The sequence below is a fragment of the Mucilaginibacter metallidurans genome (assembly GCF_003286435.2).
In the GTDB taxonomy this organism is placed as follows: domain Bacteria; phylum Bacteroidota; class Bacteroidia; order Sphingobacteriales; family Sphingobacteriaceae; genus Mucilaginibacter; species Mucilaginibacter gossypii.
The window spans coordinates 1,823,988-1,843,268 of the sequence record NZ_CP043449.1; the positions used below are offsets into that span (position 1 = coordinate 1,823,988).

Here is a 19,281-nt window from a genome sequence, read left to right on the forward strand (position 1 = left end):
CAGATTATACCTAAATCAGCAAACGACTCTATCATTTAAAAAAGATTAAACTCCTATACTTAACCGCGTATTTTACTGCTATAATCAAGTTATTAATACGTGTTAAAACAGAATACCACCTGCTTGATGAATATACAATTAAATTTGCCTGCTTAATAGCTCTAAAAACCTTTGCTTTTTGTGTAACAGATGGATTACTCAATAAGTTTAGATCATGTTTTAAACTTGTATTGAGTAAGTAAAACTTTTTATTATCTCCGCTATATTTATACATCATATAGGTATCGGTTCCGTAAAAAAGTAAACGCTCATCATACCTAAAACCACTGTAAAAGAATCTTGCAGAAATTACCATACCACTGTTAATTGCTGTAACATGCCTGGTATCATAGCAGCCGGGTAGATCCTCTTTCCATCTTTTGGCAAATAAAACATACTGAAGAGCCGGACTTTCAATCTTACCATTTACCAAAATTTTAGGGAGTAATAAATTTGGCAAATCTTCACCATTAATCTTATCAATAATTTCAGTGAAATATTTCTCAGTTACAAAAGTGTCATGATCCAATAACATTAAATAATCATCAAGGTTTATGTGATTATCTATTACCCTGTTATAAATTTGGGATAGGGGGAGGTTCTCGGGGTATGAATTACCGATACATCATGTAAATGTCTTTTCAGTTGCTCTAACTCAATTTCGTTTATTTTAACAGGACTATTATCCCATATCAGTAGTTTGAAAGTTTTAAGGAGCCCGGTTTTTGCAATCGCCTCAGTTTCAACCAATGTCCTTGATTCAGAAAAGCTTTTATTATAAATTACAACCAATATATTAATCATCACTTATAAATTTTTAATACGGTTGTACAAACCATCCATTTTAAAATAAGCAAAGGACAGGCACTTGTAAATAGGGCCGAAGTTTCCTTCTACCACTTTGAAAATCTCTTTTCCGTAACGTTTATCATGGGAAATTCCGGTAAGTTCATGTGTAGCTACCACGGGCTCATTAAATACTTTAATCGGATATTTTTGACTGTAAAGCTTTTGGTTAAGGTCGAAGTCAGAGAAAACTTTGAATTTTAAGCTATACTGAATATTTAAATCGCGTTTATAAAAGCAACCTTGATGCGGTAAAAGGTTTTTTATTTTTATGCTTGAATTGATAGCAGGCAACCTTAGTTTATGATTTGAATCCAAAACCGGAAAAGCGAGAAGTTTTGCCGCGGAAGCTTCGTAACTAGTTAAAATATCAGTAGGTAAGCCGAGGAGCAAATCGCCCGCATTAATAAAGTATAAATAGGCTCCCGTTGCCACTTTAATAGCTTTATTCATTGCATCATATATCCCTTTATCAGGCTCGCTAATCCAGTAATTAATATGCTCTTTGTACTTTTTTATAATTTCAATTGTGCGATCTACAGAACCTCCGTCTATGATTATGAATTCATTTCCTGATCCCAGTTTTTCGATAACTGATTTTATCGTTTCTTCAATTGAAGCAGCGGCATTATAGGTTACTGTAATAACAGATATCAACGGCTTGTTTGGCATTACCAATCTTTTAATTTTTATCTATCAAATCCTTAACAATTTTGTAATAGTTTTCAGAGAAAGCTATTGTCCGTTTTAGCAAATCACTTTTGAGCGCCTCCTTCAATTGTGGGGGCACATCGGTTGAGTCCAGGGTTTTGTCATTTAAAATATTTTTCAAAATTCCGGAAAGCAGATTTTCATCAGTGGGTGGAAAATAAAATGCTTTGGGTGGTTTTTGTTCACGATGGACAGGAATATCTGAAATAACAACTGTTTTGCCGATGCTCTTTGCTTCCTCAACTGTTGAACTCCAACCTTCAAAAAATGACGGGTTAATTACTGCTTTACATTTACGCATTAACACCAAAACCTCGTTGTACGGAATTAAACCTAAAAGCAATACATTTTTTTCAAGGCTGTTTTCTGCAATGAATTCTTTAATTAGCTCAATATTTCTGTTGTTACCTCTAAAATCATGCATTACGCCGGTTGTAACTACTACCGGGTTTAATCCCTCTTTCACAAGTAAATTAATTGCCTTGAGGACAACTATATGGTTTTTGTGCGACCAAAATTGATTAGGCAGGTAAAAGAATCCATCTGACAAATTGTACTTCTTTTTTATTTCGAGATATAATTCATCAATCCCGGTAATTTCTCCTGGTTGTGATACAAACTGCAATACCCTGGCTTTATCTATTTTTGAGGGGGCAAACTTTTTATAGTCATTCAATGCATCGTAGCTACTTAAAATAACAATATCACTATAGTTAACAATATTCTGGTCAATGTTCGTAATGTTATTCAATTGTTTCTGTGTCCAAAGCTCCGGAAAATGCAGGCGCTGGAAATCGGGGATCCAATTGATGAGCTTTAGCGATTTGTACTTACCCCAAAAAAAGGAGTGCGAAACAATATTGATTTTATGTTTCTTGAAAAGCAAATATAAAGGCAGCTGATATTTAAAAGTCCGGTTGAATGCTTTGTTCAAAAACCAGGGAATGGTATAGCTTTTAAATATATCAGTGTAAACTACCTTTGCATATGGCGAAAACATATCCACATATTCCTGCTCAATATTTGAAGGCACAATAACATAAAATTCCAGGTCGGGGAACTTTGTTACCGAATTTGTGTATAATAAGTTCTTAATATAATTGATGCCGCCTTTATACTCTTTCGAAAAATTTATCAAAAATGCAACCCTAATCATTATGTAACTCTTTAAAATAATTTACGTACTCCCCAATCCCATTGTTTACACTTACTTCCGGGCGCCATCCCAACTCTTTAGCTTTTGAAATATCGGCATGGTAAAATCGCGGGTCTCCAATTTTAACTTCTTGATTAAACCTAACAGTGGTCTGTTTATTATAAGCCTTTACTAACAAGGCAATCGTATCAGCTACTGTGGTTCTCATACCGGCGCCTCCGTTTATTATATTGATTTGCTTTGTCTCATTAGCTGCTATTGACAATATCAATGATGCAGCATCATTAACATGTATCCAATCACGTGTTTCCTCCCCGGTGCCAAAAAATGTAACATCTCCGGTTGAGTTTTTTATTTTCATGCAGGCGTCCCATAGTAATTGTTTTTGTAAGCCCACACCGTAAATAGAAAAGTAGCGGATTATAGAAATTTTTAATCCAAAGTTTTTGCTATAAGAAAAGCATAACTCTTCAGCTGCTTTTTTATGAAAGCCATAAGGCGAAACAGGGTCGGAGGGATCACCTTCACTGATCATTTTATCTCCAACATCTCCCTGAACAGCAGGGCTTGAAGGGTAAATAAAATGACATGGCTTACCTTTTAATCTTATATATTCCAACAAGGCTAAGGTGCTCTGAACACTCTTTTGAAAATCCTCGAATGGGTTTTGATAAGAAAACGCCACAGATCCACTGCCACCGCAGTGAACTATGACATCAAAAGCCTGGTTGATATTCATTAAGGCTTCAAACGTGATAGTGGATTCAAACCAATCGTCAACACCCCATTTATTGTATTCGTATTTATGCCATTTACCATGACCTATCCCACTTACATGGTAGCCGTTGTCTTTAAAAGCTTTTGCTGTATTTCGGCCCAGGAAACCGTATGCGCCCGTTATTAAAACTTTTTTCATTTTAAGATTTTCGTAAATCAGTGGGGATTTCTTTAATGACTTTAGCCGGATTTCCGCCAACAATTGTCCACGGAGTAACATCTTTTGTAACTACACTTCCTGCACCTACAATTGCACCTTCACCTATAGTTACCCCTTTCAGAATGGTGCAATTCATACCGATCCAGGCGTTTGAACAAATTTTTATTGGTTTTGTATTCACAACCGTCCAGTTTTTATTTTCAATAAAGTTGCGTCCCGCTCTGTAATCCTCTAATTGTGTCTTTATGTCGTTTTCACGTTCCCGGTAATCAACGGAATGTGAATCGTGATCATAAAAATATGAGCCCCATGCAACAAATACTTCGTCGCCAAATTCGATTTTTGATTTGCAAATAATGGTACTTGCGCCAATAAATGACCTATCCCCAATACTTACTTCGCCGGTTTCTGACTCAAAAATGATTGTGCAATCAAGCACTGTATCATTCCCTACCTTTGTATATATTTTATTATGCCTGGGTTGGTTCAAAATGATTCTGAAATTTTCCAGTAAATGCGAATTGCCTTTTTCAATAAAAGTGTCTATCGATCTTAAATATAATTTATGCTTATATTTCTTTAAACTTTTGATTAACTCTGCTAACATTATGTTATGACTTAACGTTATCTAATGATTTTATAAACTTGGCGGGGTTACCTCCAACTAAGGTAAATGGAGCTACATCTTTTGTTACCACACTGCCTGCTGCTATAATTGCCCCTGTACCAATGGTTACACCTTTCAATATAATAACATTGAAATTTATCCAAACATGATCTTCAATAATTATAGGAGCCGTCTGAACAGAACCTTTAACTAAATAATTGCCGCCATTTTTAACTGTTTTCATAAATGACTCAGCACGTTCATCATGTTGTACTTCATGTGAGTTTGTATCAACAATATGAACGTTGTGAGAAATCAACACATGGTCACCGATAGTAATCATTTCACCAGACCATATTTTTGAGTTTAGCCCCACATAGGAGTGTTTACCTATGGATATTTTGCCCCCATAAATCAATGTCTTCAACTCGCCATTTATATAAGTTTCTAATCCTATACTTATATTGGTTTTATCATTTGAAAGATTATACACATGAGCGCCGTTAAGAAAAAAACCTCCGGTATTTGTTACGCTTTTTTGGCAAGCATCAAGTTCATCGGCTTCATTGGCCGCATTAATTAACCGATGCACTTTAGTAAGCCTTAAAAATGAAATAATTATTGATTTGATTCTCCCCATAAATTTATGCTTTGAAGAGTTTTCTTTTAATGCCTGATTTTACCCTTGAAACCAAGGCATTAAAAACGGGAACCTTAAAACAATTATAATAAAAGAAGTTATCTGCTTCGGTATTTACTGTAATTGTATCAGGATGTGACATTTCGCCAAGTTTACCGTTCCCTTTGGTTAGGGCCCTGTACCATTTGGGTTCGTCCTTCGTATGAGTCCCAGCGGCGCTGAACCCTATGTTTTCAATCAGGTTTACATTAGGAATAATGCTCAGACCATTGTTAGTCCAGATAGTCATGAGCCATTGATAATCCCATGTGTCGATATCTTTCGCATTTTTCAAAGTGTTCATCCAAAAACGCTGTTGCTTTTTGTCCTGAAAAACCCTTTGTATATGCTTATCTTTTATAAATGTGTCATTATTCTTTAAATCAAAATCATAGTGTTTCCAGGCCCTCGCCCAGGTGGCCCAGCCCCATATTCCTCCGTAATTTGAAAAATAATATGACCCATCGCCTCTTTTCACACCACCTTGCAGATTTGTGCCGCTAATTTCCCAAATACGTTTGTCGGCTTTGTAACGCGTTAATGTTTCTTCACAAAAAGAAAAGAAATCCGGGTGCGGTAAACAATCGTCTTCTAAAATTATTCCTTCCTCAACCTGTTCAAAAAACCAGGTTATAGCTCCGGATACAGCTAGGCCGCATCCTAAATTTTGCTCCCTGAACAATGTTTTTATTTCGCAGTCCCAATCTATTCTACTTAAAATATATTCTTGAACCACATTAATTTTGACGACATCTTCAGGTTTGTCTGCTCTGGGGCCATCAGACGCAATAAATAAGTATTTAGGTTTTTTTTCCTTAATACGCTCAAATACTTTAATTGTAGTATCTAATCTTGTGAATATTAATAAAAGTATTGGTGTTTTAAAAGCCATGATATTTCTGTATACCTATTTTTATAAATCATGCTGTTAATTGACAATTAACAGCATAACCTAAAATGTAAATCTAATGCGTAAGCGCCCCTATAATCATATTAAAATTATGAGTTTAAGAAAAACAATATCGATTTAGATTGTAAAACAAATATATGCCGGGTTGATTTTGGAAATAAATAGTATAAATAAGATGCGTAAAATTGGGATATTAGAGTTGCAATTGCAGCACCATTGATTCCCAAACGTGGTATTAGCAACAAATTCAGGATTACGTTTAGCACTAACCCCTGAATAGATTTATAAAGATTGTGTTTATTTAAATCTTCTATCAATAACATATTTGCTGCGCCAACACCCCAAAAAACAAAAATAGAGGTCCATATGCTTATTTGTAATGCAAATGCAGAAGCTATATAAGAGGCACCGTATAAAGTACTTATCAGTTTACCGGCACATAATGATAATGCTGCTGATATGAAAAAGCTGATTAAAAAAAGCAATTTTAATAGTTTTGAACAAAGCCTTTTGTATTGCACAACATCTATTTTTAGTTTAATTAGTTTTGGGAAGAACGAGTTTGCAAAAACAGTAGGGATAAAGTACCATAACTCGCTAAATTTTACAGAAACTGAGTATAAGCCTACATCTGTAGTGCTAAGCATACTGCCAATCATTACCTGGTCAATACGCATATAAAGCAATATGATTATCCCTGATAATAGCAATGGCCAACATTCTAATAAAAGTTTTTTGGCGTAGATCATATTAAAACGCCACTTCATCACTCTTGGTAAGCCATAGTTAAATGCTAATCCAAGTGCTCCAAGCATAATTTCAATTAATGATATTATCACAAACAACAATAATCCCCCTTTGTTGTGAATGACTAATAGTTTTAAAACAGACGCTGCAATAAATGCCGAATTCTTGATAATGACGCTTACTTTTGATTTTAAAACTGATTGTAATTTTAAATCGATAACATCAAAACATTGAAATACTAAGTTTAGGGCTGTAATAAAAGTAATCAATAGCAGCGCCGTGCCGCTTTGAAAATATATGTATATGCAAGCAAATATAACAGCAAGGATGGCTCCAAAAAACCTTAAAAAAAAGGCAGTCCCCATTAAATAATCCTCGTCGTTTTCATGTTCAATCAGGCTTTTTACGAGCACCTGGTCAAGTCCCAGTGTGGACAGCGCACTTAAAATAGCAACTATTGCGATGGAATAATTCCATTTTCCGAAATTATCAGGGCCTAAATATTTTGCTACCCATACGCCAACAAAAAGCCCTATGCCTAACCTGCAAAACTTATCGAAAAAGAGCCAACCTATGTTTTTAAAAATTAAGCTGGATGTATATTTTTCTAACTTTAAAATTTTAAAGATATTACGAAAGTTCATTAATACGTTTGGCTATAAATGTGATGTCCCCCGTTAAAAAGAACTTTAAATTGTACACGTGCGAAATAATAATTTGATTTTGATTGAAGATTTTCAGTAAGATTTCATGATAAAATCTTATCGAAAATCTTACGGGTCAATAAAAAAGTTGAGCTTAAAAAAGCACCCAGCAGACCTCCCAATATAATTCCCTTAAGCTTACCAACTTTGGTCTTCAGTAATGGCAAAACCGGTTCATCAATTATTTGTATTAATGGAACATCTTGCCTCAATGATATTTTTGAAAGCTCTAAATTCTTAACTATTTCGGCATATATTGCTGTACTTGCCTGTACATCTACCTGTTTTCGTTGAGAAGGGGCTTTTAATATCAAAAGCTGGGGATTTGCGTTAGGATTTGCGTCAATAGCAGATGCAACCCCATTAATCGAATTATTCAAAACAGCTTTTACACTGTCCGCTTGCCGTTGCAATACAGTTACATTCTGATCGCTCTTTTTGGTTTTGGTTACGGAATAGAAGTTGTTTACCGTTTCTACAAGCTTTAAATTAAATGATTGCGCAAATAGTTCATCTTCACTTTCTACCTGAACAACTATGATGCTTAATTTTTTATCAAGCTTATCTACGGTTAATAGTTTCTTATTAAAAACCTCTACTATAGTCGAAATTATACTATCCTGAGATCTCGTGAACTTATCCGTAGCGCCCCTGAATGAAATAGTATCAATATGATCCTTTTGCTTCCATACTTTTCTCAGTTGATTAAACTCAATATACCGGTCAATTAATAATTGCTTTTTCCCGGCTATGGTGACTTCACTCAATAATGTTTTTTCTAACATCAATCGTGATTTGTATAACTCAATGATATTATCTCCCTTAAAGATTCCCCCACCTCCAGAACTGCCCAAATCAATTCCGGCAAGGGATGCCAACCCGGCGTATTGCCCTAATCCACCCGATTTACTTCCGTCCTCCAACACAAATGTGCATACCGCTTTGTAAGTAGGTTTTTTTATTATCGCGTATGTAAGTCCTAAGGCGGCCCCAACTATTCCAAACGCAACAATTGGTTTCCACCGAGATATCAGATATGTTAACCCCTTTTTGACTTTGGTTACAATTTCTTTAAGAGAAACTTCGCTGGGCTCTGCTATTTTATCCATCTATTCTGATTACTTAACTATTTTATATCAATTAAAATGATTTATAAATCGATATGACGATTTTTATGGATAATGATGTCTTTAAAATGATCTTAAATTCTATTTGTTCAAACTTAATATCCCCAGAATAATTGCTCCCAAAGAAGCCAGTCCGGTAGTAAATCCTAAAATTGTTTGGGCAGTATTGCCCTTACTTTCCGATTTTTTAGGAACATATATTTCGCTACCCGGTTTCACAGAAGGATGGTTATTAAAGAAAAGAAACTTCCGTGTGCCTTTTACCGTTCCGTTAGGGTAAACCACATAGGCACCGCGCCTCAGTGCATCCGGCCCGTAGCCGCCTGCATTTGAAACAAAATCATTAAATGATTTTGATTTGTCAAATACCACGGCGCTTGGGTAAAGTACCTGGCCGTTAACACGAACAATCTGTTGTTGCTTTGGCACCCTGATAACATCGCCATTTTCCAAAAGCAAATCTGTTTTTGATCCGGGAGACTTTAAAATTTTATCCAACTCAATACCAACATAATTGTTTCTTTGTTGTACGGTATCGGTGGTGGTTTTCGTCGAATCTTTGTATGATTGTTTTAACCTGTTGATCCGGGCCGAGCGTTCAGCATTTACTGATGCAGTATCTGCTTTGTTTTTATCGATACCCAGTATTGCAAAATTATCGCGTTTTAGCGAACCGCCCGCTGCATCGGCCGAGGCGGTAAGCCCGCCAGCCCTGGCAATCAGGTCGGATATTTTTTCGTTTTTACTTTTGATGGTGTAGGAGCCAGGGTATAAAACTTCGCCCTCAACCTTTACTGTTTTTTGCTTTTCATATCCGGGCAGGCTATATACCGAAACAATATCAAAGGGGGTAAGCACAAAGTTAGCGTCTGCCGGTTTTAGTTTACCGTCAATATTAACGCTAAAAACCTGCGATACTGAACTGTTTTTAGATGAAGGATCGGCATCGGTTACTCTCCGGGCCACTTCAATACGGTTTGTACTGGCGCCTTCAGCAAAACCGCCGGCTTTTAAAATCAGGTCTTCTACTTTCATGTTTTCTGAAAAAGCAAACTTCCCTGGTTTCCTTACATTACCGTTAATAGTAACGGTGTATTTATCCCTTAAATCAAATATGGATGAGATGTTAACAATATCTTCACGCTGCAAGGGGATATTTACTGATTTGTTGATAACGTCCTTAACATTAAATCCTATTATTTCGGTACTATTATCTGGCTTTAAACGGGTAATCGTACCGCGTTCGGTAAAAGCGTCTTCTTTTAATCCCGCGGCTTTATCAATTAATTGCAGCAGTGTTAGCCCACTTTGCAGTTCATAATCGCCAGGCCGGAAAACCGCTCCTTTTATTACTACCCTGTTTTCAAACCTGTATATAATGGGTTCAATAGTATACTTATCGCCCCTTAACGGAATGTAGTTTTTATAATCGGCTTCCAATACATCCGTTATTTTGCGCTGCTGATCACTTACCTGCGATACTTTAATCCTCGCTGTATATGCGCTATCGGTAAAACCACCGGCATAAGTTATGATGTTATCCAGGCTTTCTCCCGGTAAAACTTCAAACAAGGCAGGTATTTTAATCTCACCAATAAGCTGCACCCTGGTCCGGTACGTTGGTACGCGTACAATGTCCTGATCCTGCAGGGTAATGTTGTTTTTCTGATCGCCTTTTAACAAAAAATCATAAACATCCAGGTACCTGATAATGTGGTTATTCCTGATAACCTCTATCTGCCTCAAGCTACCATTATCATTTGGGCCGCCTGCCATATATAATGCATTAAAAACGGTAGCGAGCGAGGGTAGGGTATAAGTGCCCGGTTTAGCTACCTGCCCTATAATAATTACCTGGATACTACGGATATTTCCAAGGGTAACCTGTACGCTTGTACCGCGGCCAACCGCATAATTATTCGCTGCAAGCCTGCTTTTTATCAAAGCTGTGGCTTGTTCAATAGTTTTACTGCCAACATTTAAAATTCCAACCCCCGGAATGTTTATATTTCCTTCGGGCGATACTTCCAGTTTCCAGTTTACCAAAGAGCTGCCGTAAACATTTATGTTAAGCTGGTCATTAGGCCCAACAATATAATTTAGAGGGGTAGCCAGTTTAAGATTGGGTTCAAATGAACTGTTTTTATTTTTAAAAATATCGGCGCCAAAAATTTTGGGCTTTAAGCTTTCAAATAAATCTTTATTGGTGTAAAGGGTATCAGTAGTATCTGGTTTATAATTAAGTTGCCTGCCTTGCTGTGTAAGTGTCGAATCGGGTTTGGTATTGGATGATTCATTGTTTTTGGTCCTTAATTTTTTTATACGAAGTTCTAACTTTTGAACCTGCGCGGCTGACATTCCCCGATTTTGGGCTTGCTGTAGTAACTCAGCGTCGGTTAATCCTGATTTTTGAGCTTGCTGTAACAGCTGAATCAGTTGCTGATCTGAAATATCGTCGACATTAATTGAGGAAATGTTTTGTAAGTTAGTTTGGGCGGTAATATTAGTAACTGCTCCGAAACTGAGTACAGCAATTAAAAATATAAGAAAGCGAAGTCTGTTCATATGTGAAAGTCATCAGAGTATAAAATAACACTCCAATAAATGATAATATTTTCTGCAAAAGTAAACCAATTTCCCATTTTAGGGGTTAAAGTAATTTTTTTAATTTGTAGTATAAATGGTATGTTGATCGATAAACTAAAAATATGGGCTAAAATTGTTCATTAATTAAAAAAATAAGTAAAGTTAATCCTGGCATGTAAATTGAAACTCGAGCCATTTCTGTATTCATAATTCAACGTGTAAACAGGGGTAGCTTCGGCCGAGAGCAGGTAGTTTTTAAATTTATGATTAGCATAAAACGTACCTGCAAGGTCTACCCAGTGCAGGTTAAAAGTACCCGTGCCGGCAAAAGCCTGGTAATACAGATCATTGTTATGTAACTGCCTTTCCAGCATAAGGCCGTATGAGTTGTAATTTTTGAGGTAACTTATATCAAAAATAAAGCTGTTTCCACCCGGCCCAATTCCAGCACCTATGTATCTGCCATAATTGGTATAACCGTCTCTCGGGCTTAGCGAATGGATATACCATGAAGGTTCGTCACGCAGCAAATAGGTTGGCGCTCTTTGCAACTGTGTTATTTCCGATTTAATTTGTATAAAGCCGCCCCGGCTAAGTTCAAACAGTTTGCGTCCGCCAAAGGTATATGCTGATGAATGCTCGGGTTCCTGTAAAAAGTCAGAAATGCTTCCGGTGCGGTCATTACGAGCCCATTCAAAGTAAATTTCAGCTTTGTATAAAGGTAGCAGCTGCCTGATGTTGAGCGCGTACGCAAAATCCTGTTGGTCGCCGTTTTGTCCGTTGTTGATGTCATTCGCCTTTAGTGAAGAACCGGTAATAACCGGAATTACTTTACGGATAATGTTTTTACTATGATAAAGAGAGTCTTTGTCAAGATAGTCATAAGCAGAAGCGCCAAGGTATAAGCCCTTTAGCCATTTAGGCTGCCAATTGACACTGTAGGCCGAAATATACCTTGTAACTTTAGGTTTGGGGCTATATAAATTGCTGCCGTATATAAGTTTGCTTACGTCGTCTGGTGCAAAGCCCGATTGTTTTAGGTTGCCTCCTATGATCTGCCACTCAAATGAGCCAACCAGTGTTTTAACCGGTTTGGTTGAATTGAAGGTCCAATGGAAAAAGCCAGGGGCCGAATTGCTCATCATGATTGAATTTCTTATTCCTGGTCCCCACCACAAGTTTTCTGTAGATACGCCCGCTTCAATGCTTTTATAGGTCAAAGTGATTTTTGATTGCCCGGGATAAAGATGTTTTAAAGAAGATGTACCAAATCGTTCGGGCGCATCAATACCATTGATTTGGCCAAAATAAGCACCCATGAGTGCCGGCGAATTGTTTCGGGCCTGTACATCTGCAAAAGTTGAAAAGTTTTTATTTTGCGCGTAAACCAGCTCAGGTTTTATCTGTACGTTGAGAATTCCGGCTTTCAACCAAAAGCCGCCACTAAGCATGCTTTGATAGCCTGCATTGGGATACAATGAGGAATTGTTGTAGCCAAAGGGACGGTTCACGTTGTATTCATTTAACCAGTTAAACGGAAGGATGCGTAAACCCGATGGCATGCCCATGAAATTGAATTTTAAATACTCACGGCTCGAAATCAATGGCTGAAGCGCAGGATCAGCAACCGTTGAAGCTAAAGGCCTGATAACAAGCGATAACGTATTGCCTGTATTTCCTGCAACCTGCTCCCTGCGTAATAGCTCCTCAGCATAGCTTCCAACTGGTATGGTTTGACTATAGCCTTTTAATGCAGCAGTGAAGGATAGTAAAATTAAAATATATAAGGATCGGATAGTTATACGGATGCTCATCAAAAAGAAAGGTTTAGGAAACTAATAAATTAACCAAATGGTAATATTAAAATATCTTTCTGTTAATATTGACCGGTGCATCGTATCCAGATGCGAATCTTTAATCAATAGCTCGAGTTTTCTGATATTTCGGTGGCAATTATCGGCTTTTTTTTGAAATTTCAAAACCTTTTTTTGGGTTTAATAAAAAAAATACAATTTGATTACTAATACGGTTAATTATGCCAAAACATTACAATGACCTTTAAATAAAAAACTCCGGACAATCTTAGCCGCTTTTTCTAAAACAGATTTTAACTATTATTGATTGTTCTCCCTTTCTGTTGCTTTTGAGGTTAGAATAAAGCAATGCCTTTATACTTAAGTTTTTGAAATATTTAAAGGCTCTTTTCTGAATACAAAAAACGGATGAACTCTCTTAACATTCCTGCAAAAACAATCACCCATAATCAACACCCATGGTACGACCGTGGGTGAAACACTTTGTTTGTAAGAAACACGAACTTCCGGTAGGAGAGGCCCGCTCGTTTGTGATCAATGGCAGCACTATTCCTTATATCCTTATTCGCATGGAGAATGATGAGGTCAGGGCTTACGAAAATGCACCCATTATCCTGCGCGGTTTTTTATAAACCCTGCAGTGGAAAAATTGAATGCCCTTGTCATAATGGCTTGTTCAACACTTTTACCGGCGAAGCACTTGCCGGCCCTCCGCCCGGTCGTTAACCCGCTTAGCCGTAGTGATTAAAGGGGAAGAAGTATATGTCAAAGATTTCAAGCCTGATAACGACAATCCGGATACGAATCGTCAATTCAGATCATAAGGCCATTAGCCTTTACAAACATTATAATTAAGTTATGAGTAATTTCCGCGAAGCCCAAAATCAGGCACGTCTTAATAAAACCAACACACTCATGCTGGCTATGCAGAAATCTTGATTGGTTTACCGGTGGATGTCCGTCTGTCCGGCCTAATCTCCCTACGTTTAATATTTCCAAAGGTGAATGATGGCGACGCCGGGAAGCGGTGTGCAGCTTATATCCTGATGGACTTAACTCGCAGAAAGTGAACAAGCAACATGGAAATAAAGAAAGGAAAAGACCGATTGCCGGGGCAAGAATATGAAGTGTGGGTAGCAGTACCTAACTAAAAATGTAATTCTTACATTTTATGGCTGATTTTAATTGGTTGAAACATGATTTTTTAACATTTTATCAGGATTTTACCGGCTGCATTATTGATATTCTATAAAAAAACTTAAAATTTTTGTTACTTTTTTTATCATTTTTTCAATAGGGATCGATTGTTACTATTTGAAATAATAAAAGTTTATTATTTTTTTGATATTACTTGGTAAAACGTTTTTCTTAATTATATTTGTTAAAACCAATTGTGAAAAATACTTTATTACTTAATCGTTTAAGCTACCTGAACTGCTTGTTTTGAGATTTATGTAATCATTAAATTAACCAATATCACTGACATGAAAAACATTATTTACCTGTACCACATCTTTCAGAAGCCCATCATCTGACAGGGTTGATCCTTCGAAAAAATCTCTTGCTGAGATTTTAGGTATCAAGAATTTTATTAATTAACCTAATCACTAAAAGTGAAAAGAACGCTTGGGTATGGTCATTTTTGATGGCAAACCGGGGGTGTATAGCTATGCGCCGCTGTCAAAAATATTCCTGCCGGTTATTTTTGATTTCTGTTCTTTTCGCTTGTAAATCAGCGCTATGGAAAAAGAATTACATTCTACTTAATCTAAAGGTGCATGTCATCTGCATAACTCGTTTGCAGGCATAAAAGCACATGGCCCGTTAAATCAAAAATTATTTTACAATCTAAAAGATCCATTCATTATGCGATACTTATGGCTGTGCTTTGTGGTTTTCGCAGCAATTGCCACAAATGCACTTACAGGCTTAGCTAAGGGGAATGAGGGCAGAAAAAGCAAAGTAAAACGTCCTTTTTATAGTAAGCCTTACGTCCGTCGGGATACAACGGCAAAAGATTCATTATTAAAAGACAGCATGAATATTATTATAAAGCATACCATTTATAATAAGCTGGCAGATAGTGTTACCAAAAAGCCTTATGATCTATCCAAATTCCCGGCTGTTTCCCTGCAGCAATTGTTAAAAGGGCAATTTGCAGGGCTGTATATACAGGAACCTTCGGGCGAACCCGGTACCGTTCAAAATATGTTTATGAGAGGGGCGCCCATGCCGCTTCTTTCTCCAAGGGATGTTTACCAATCGCAGCCACTGGTTGTACTGGATGGTATTCCGCTTGTAACAGAACACCCGTTTGCATATGATATACAGCTATATAACTATAACAGGATGGGAACAGCCACCAACCCATTTGCTGGTATTGATATGAATAATATAGCCTCGGTTGAAGTGTTAAAAGATCTGTCGGCCACGGCGGTTTATGGGCCCCGCGCTGTTAATGGAGTTATTGTATTAACCTCTAAAACTCCTATCGCTGCCAAAAGCATCACTTTTGATTCGTATATAGGTTTGGCACAGCGGCCGCATGTAACCACTATAAACGGTAAGTATGAAAATGCTTTCAGACAGCGTTTTTACGACCTTTATACAACCAATGGCAGATACTCTGATGATGAGAACTATCCCATCTACCTGAGCGATTCATTAAACAATGTTTATAGCGGGAAATCAGACTGGAGCGATCTTTACTATCGTAATGCTGCAGTTTATGGTATTAATTTTGGAATTTCCGGGGGCACGGATCGTGCTAACTTCCGTTTCTCATTGGGGGATCTGAAGAATAATGGTGTTGCTGATGGAACAGTGCTAAACCGATATAGCGCCATGTTCAATATTAATATGAAACCTATTAAATGGCTTCTTTTTTCGGCTATGGTAAATGCCAACCGGATTGAGCGGCAACGAAACAGATATCTACGCGACAGATTTGCCCAGATCAACTATTTTCCAGATCTCAGCGCCCCGCTACCACCAAACAAAGAATTTTATGCCGACTACCTGGCGCAGTACAAAAAAGGCTTCGATAACAACAAAACAAATATTGTTGACGGCTATGCCAAAATAGGTATCGATCTCGGAAAATTTAAATTCGTAACCACCTTCAATTTAGATTATAATGAAGGCTACCGCGATGTGTTTTATGCGCGCACGCTTTTGCAGGGCAACAGCTATGCTTCCAATTATTTTGGCTTTAGCCAAAGGATAATGGCTGATAACAGGGCAACCTATGATCTGACGGTAAATAAAGTGAACGATTTTCATTTTGAACTGGGGCAATCAACGCAATGGGACATTTATAAGTATAGCAACGCCTATGCATACAAAGGAGTGAATGACTATATTAAGATAAATCTCCTGGATTCGAACCCGAAAAACCCGGACGGGTCTGATAACACTGACTATCTCAATTCAACAGCCTTCCCCCGCGAATTGACCTATCGTTTTCTGGATAAGATCAAGCATAACCTGGTTTCGTTTTATGCAAAAACGGATTATTCATTCAAAGAAAAATACTTCCTGTCCGCAACGGTACGTGCTGATGGATCGTCAAATGCTCAGCCTACCAGCAGGTGGTTCTATTCGCCGGTATTATCTGCAGCCTGGAACATTAAGAAGGAGTTATTAGACAATAGCACTATTATAAACGACCTTATTTTGCGTGCAAGCGCAGGGAGGATCGGCCGTCTTAATGCCTTTGACAACTATGCGCAGGGGCCTCAGTATACAGCATCGGTAGGGTATACAGGTAACTTAACCGTGCCTGGCTATAACGCTTTTGGTGTGCTTACCAGGCCTTACTCTACCGGTTGGATCGGTTATGGCATACCATGGTCATATTCTAATCAGCTTAATATAGGCACAGATGCCGGTTTCCTTAATAACCGTTTGCACCTTTCGGTTGATTGGTACCTGAAACAGGAAAAGAATTTGCTGATAGGTATTCCCGCTTTCGCGGAGTATGGGTATAGGCAGTCGATTGAGAGCGGTATGGCTGTAAACAATACCGGTATAGATGTATCTGTATCTGCCAATATCATCCGGAACACAAAATTTGGATGGACATCTTCTTTGAATCTAAATCATAACATCAATAAGCTCAAAGCATTGCCAAGGGGCTTAAATCAGATCATTATTGATAACAGGCTTTTAAAGGTAGGGAGCCCGGTTGATCAGTATTGGTTACTGGTAAATGATGGCATTTATAAAGCGGAAAGTGAAGTACCCGTTGTAAATGGGCAGCCACTTAAGTACAATGGCATCGCTCTGCATGCCGGTGATCCCAGATGGCGTGATATCAATGGCGACAACGTAATCGATAATAACGATAAAGTATTAAAGGGACATGCTTTACCAAAAATTTCAGGTGGATATGATAATAATTTCAGATATGGCAACTGGAATTTAAATGTCAATCTCTATTTCAACCTGGGGCGCGACCTGATACACCAGGAAATGGCCAACCGGTTTGATTTTATTAACCGGGAAGGTAACAGCGATGTAAACTCTGTTAAAGAGATCACATTTTGGGAAAAACGCGGAGACTATAGCAAATACCCACTGTATAACCCATGGAGTACTGTTATCCCATATCGCGTTGATCAGGACCTTTTTCTTGAAAATGCTTCATTCCTGAAATTAAGAACCGTTTCCATTGGGTATGACCTAACCAAAGCAATGCGCTTAAAGAAAATTAAGCTAACCAGGTTTTATGTATATGCCACCGCAAATAATGTGTTCACCATAACCCCTTATACCGGTCAGGACCCTGAATTGGTGAATTATGATGGCTATGATACCGGTTACGGCCTGCCTATACCACGAACATATACCCTGGGTGTAAAAATGGAATTATGATATGAAAAACGATCACAAAAATCATGTTGTAAAAATGAAAAAGACATTATGTATCGTCCTGATCCTGTTTACTGCGGCAATAACAAGCTGTAATAAAACCCTGGATATTGATTCAACAAGGGTTGTGGGCGAAAAAAACATGTGGAATAAGCTTGAAGATGCACGTGCAGGCTTATTAGGAGTGTATGCACTTACCCGTGCAGCCTTATCTGACAACGATGGTCACTGGCTTTATGGCGATGTACGTACAGGCGAATTTATTAGCCCGAACCGGCAGGACCTGAAAGCAATTGCAAGTAATCAGCTCAACGCCTCATACCCAACTGTTGACGCCTTGAGCGACTGGACGAGATTTTACGCCATAATTAATGCTGCGAATATTTTCCTTGAACGTATTGGCGATGTAAAAGCCGCCGATAAGCGCTATACAGAAAACTATTTGATAGTTGATGTTGCCCAGGTACGTTTTTTAAGGGCCTTTACCTATTTCTATATGGTAAGGATTTGGGGAGATGTACCATTCATTACCTCATCCCACGATGGCAAGTTTGAAAATCAGCCCCGCGAAAGCGGCAGCAAAATATTAGTATGGGCGCAGCAGGAAATGCTTAAGGCCGCAGCCGATCTGCCATTTGTATACAGTAATAATGACGTGCAGCAGCCCGGCAATTATTATAATGAAGATGCAACCCGCTGGGGCGGGGCATTAGCTACAAAGAACTCAGCCTATGCGGTCCTGGCTCATTTGGCTGCCTGGCAAGGTAACTATACCGATGTAGCTACCTATACCAAGTTTGTTGAAGATAATTATGGTAAAAGCGGCATCAATTTTCAAAGCACCGAAGATCTGACCAAATCAAACGGGTTCTTTTTCAATAAAAACACCAGCCAGATGTTTGGTTTTAACTCTGACTGGGGCCATATTGACGGATCGGTAACAGGCCACCTGGAAGAGTTAACCCTGGCCGAACCCGTGGTGAATAAAAAAGTGCCGGATATCTACATGCCTAAAGATACTATCCTGAAAATATTTGACATGCCCAAGGATGAGCGCTTTAGTATAGATACGCTTGGTCAGCCCCGTACCGAAAGGTACTTCACCAATATCAATGGCAAGTACCCTATTTTTAGTAAAATAAAAGTGATACTGGGGGGCGTTTCTGATCCTAACTTCCGATACTTCACCAGTGCTTTGATCTTTACAAGGATAGAGGATATCGTATTACTCCGGGCCGAGGCTCTGGCCGTTTTAGGGGATGTGAACGGGGCTGAAAATGAAGTTTTTAATATCATGACCCGCCGGGGGATGGGAGATCTTACGATAGACAGCGACCAGGACATTATTGATTTGATATTTAAGGAGCGCCATCGCGAATTGATGGGAGAGGGACATCGCTGGTATGACCTTGTACGCTATAATAAAATCAAGCAAAACAACCCGGCATTCATGAAACTCATCAATTCGCAGGGGATATACTGGCCTGTTTCGCGTAAGCTCATCGCTCAAAACAATCTGTTAACCCAAAACCCATTCTGGAAATAA

13 protein-coding genes and 1 pseudogene are annotated in these 19,281 nt (G+C 38.2%); 3 read left to right on the forward strand and 11 right to left on the reverse strand.

The genetic code is table 11. The features are described from left to right. Nucleotides 1-31: 31 nt before the first annotated feature. The 11 genes and pseudogenes from DIU38_RS07980 to DIU38_RS08030 form a co-directional block, all read right to left on the reverse strand. Nucleotides 32-574: a hypothetical protein gene (locus DIU38_RS07980; RefSeq protein WP_149354057.1), complete on the reverse strand. Its 543-nt coding sequence runs from the start codon at nt 572-574 to the stop codon at nt 32-34. A gap of 272 nt (nt 575-846) precedes the next feature. Further along, a complete protein-coding gene (locus tag DIU38_RS07985) occupies nt 847-1,557 on the reverse strand; it encodes a glycosyltransferase (protein ID WP_112652962.1) in 711 nt (236 codons plus the stop codon). 10 nt (nt 1,558-1,567) lie between these two features. Next, the gene (locus DIU38_RS07990; protein ID WP_112652961.1) at nt 1,568-2,752 is read right to left on the reverse strand and encodes a glycosyltransferase; all 1,185 of its coding nucleotides are present in this window, start codon (nt 2,750-2,752) and stop codon (nt 1,568-1,570) included. Then, entirely contained in the window at nt 2,745-3,668 is a 924-nt protein-coding gene (locus tag DIU38_RS07995; RefSeq protein ID WP_167516110.1) for an NAD-dependent epimerase/dehydratase family protein, read from the reverse strand. The genes DIU38_RS07990 and DIU38_RS07995 overlap by 8 nt, the downstream gene beginning before the upstream one ends. Before the next feature lies 1 nt (nt 3,669). Next, the gene (locus DIU38_RS34635) at nt 3,670-4,296 is read right to left on the reverse strand and encodes an acyltransferase (protein WP_112652959.1); all 627 of its coding nucleotides are present in this window, start codon (nt 4,294-4,296) and stop codon (nt 3,670-3,672) included. 31 nt (nt 4,297-4,327) lie between these two features. Beyond that, a pseudogene (locus DIU38_RS34820) lies at nt 4,328-4,447 on the reverse strand (acyltransferase); the annotation flags it as partial. Between the two features lie 493 nt (nt 4,448-4,940). Continuing rightward, the gene (locus tag DIU38_RS08010) at nt 4,941-5,867 is read right to left on the reverse strand and encodes a nucleotide-diphospho-sugar transferase (RefSeq protein ID WP_112652957.1); all 927 of its coding nucleotides are present in this window, start codon (nt 5,865-5,867) and stop codon (nt 4,941-4,943) included. Between the two features lie 107 nt (nt 5,868-5,974). Further along, nucleotides 5,975-7,276, reverse strand: a complete 1,302-nt coding sequence (locus DIU38_RS08015) for a flippase (RefSeq protein WP_112652956.1) — start codon at nt 7,274-7,276, stop codon at nt 5,975-5,977. Nucleotides 7,277-7,380: 104 nt separating this feature from the next. Then, complete coding sequence (locus DIU38_RS08020; RefSeq protein ID WP_112652955.1) at nt 7,381-8,445, reverse strand: GumC domain-containing protein; 1,065 nt, start codon at nt 8,443-8,445, stop codon at nt 7,381-7,383. Between the two features lie 99 nt (nt 8,446-8,544). Continuing rightward, the gene (locus tag DIU38_RS08025) at nt 8,545-11,028 is read right to left on the reverse strand and encodes an SLBB domain-containing protein (RefSeq protein WP_112652954.1); all 2,484 of its coding nucleotides are present in this window, start codon (nt 11,026-11,028) and stop codon (nt 8,545-8,547) included. Nucleotides 11,029-11,189: 161 nt separating this feature from the next. Continuing rightward, nucleotides 11,190-12,863, reverse strand: coding sequence for a capsule assembly Wzi family protein (locus DIU38_RS08030; RefSeq protein WP_112652953.1), 1,674 nt, complete (start codon nt 12,861-12,863; stop codon nt 11,190-11,192). A gap of 458 nt (nt 12,864-13,321) precedes the next feature. Between DIU38_RS08030 and DIU38_RS32960 the strand changes: the two genes are divergently transcribed. The 3 genes from DIU38_RS32960 to DIU38_RS08040 all read left to right on the forward strand — a co-directional run bounded on the left by DIU38_RS32960 (nt 13,322) and on the right by DIU38_RS08040 (nt 19,281). After that, entirely contained in the window at nt 13,322-13,495 is a 174-nt protein-coding gene (locus DIU38_RS32960) for a Rieske (2Fe-2S) protein (protein ID WP_167516111.1), read from the forward strand. Nucleotides 13,496-14,729: 1,234 nt separating this feature from the next. Further along, entirely contained in the window at nt 14,730-17,738 is a 3,009-nt protein-coding gene (locus tag DIU38_RS08035) for a SusC/RagA family TonB-linked outer membrane protein (RefSeq protein ID WP_243770786.1), read from the forward strand. A 34-nt stretch (nt 17,739-17,772) separates the two neighbouring features. Beyond that, nucleotides 17,773-19,281, forward strand: coding sequence for a RagB/SusD family nutrient uptake outer membrane protein (locus DIU38_RS08040; protein WP_112652993.1), 1,509 nt, complete (start codon nt 17,773-17,775; stop codon nt 19,279-19,281).

Coding starts and splice junctions, on each gene's coding strand:
- DIU38_RS08030 (WP_112652953.1), bottom strand. CDS start 12,863: ATGAGCATCCGTATAACTATCCGATCCTTATATATTTTAATTTTACTA.
- DIU38_RS07995 (WP_167516110.1), bottom strand. CDS start 3,668: ATGAAAAAAGTTTTAATAACGGGCGCATACGGTTTCCTGGGCCGAAAT.
- DIU38_RS08035 (WP_243770786.1), top strand. CDS start 14,730: ATGCGATACTTATGGCTGTGCTTTGTGGTTTTCGCAGCAATTGCCACA.
- DIU38_RS07980 (WP_149354057.1), bottom strand. CDS start 574: ATGTTATTGGATCATGACACTTTTGTAACTGAGAAATATTTCACTGAA.
- DIU38_RS07990 (WP_112652961.1), bottom strand. CDS start 2,752: ATGATTAGGGTTGCATTTTTGATAAATTTTTCGAAAGAGTATAAAGGC.
- DIU38_RS08020 (WP_112652955.1), bottom strand. CDS start 8,445: ATGGATAAAATAGCAGAGCCCAGCGAAGTTTCTCTTAAAGAAATTGTA.
- DIU38_RS08025 (WP_112652954.1), bottom strand. CDS start 11,028: ATGAACAGACTTCGCTTTCTTATATTTTTAATTGCTGTACTCAGTTTC.
- DIU38_RS08010 (WP_112652957.1), bottom strand. CDS start 5,867: ATGGCTTTTAAAACACCAATACTTTTATTAATATTCACAAGATTAGAT.
- DIU38_RS08040 (WP_112652993.1), top strand. CDS start 17,773: ATGAAAAAGACATTATGTATCGTCCTGATCCTGTTTACTGCGGCAATA.
- DIU38_RS08015 (WP_112652956.1), bottom strand. CDS start 7,276: ATGAACTTTCGTAATATCTTTAAAATTTTAAAGTTAGAAAAATATACA.
- DIU38_RS32960 (WP_167516111.1), top strand. CDS start 13,322: ATGGTACGACCGTGGGTGAAACACTTTGTTTGTAAGAAACACGAACTT.
- DIU38_RS07985 (WP_112652962.1), bottom strand. CDS start 1,557: ATGCCAAACAAGCCGTTGATATCTGTTATTACAGTAACCTATAATGCC.
- DIU38_RS34635 (WP_112652959.1), bottom strand. CDS start 4,296: ATGTTAGCAGAGTTAATCAAAAGTTTAAAGAAATATAAGCATAAATTA.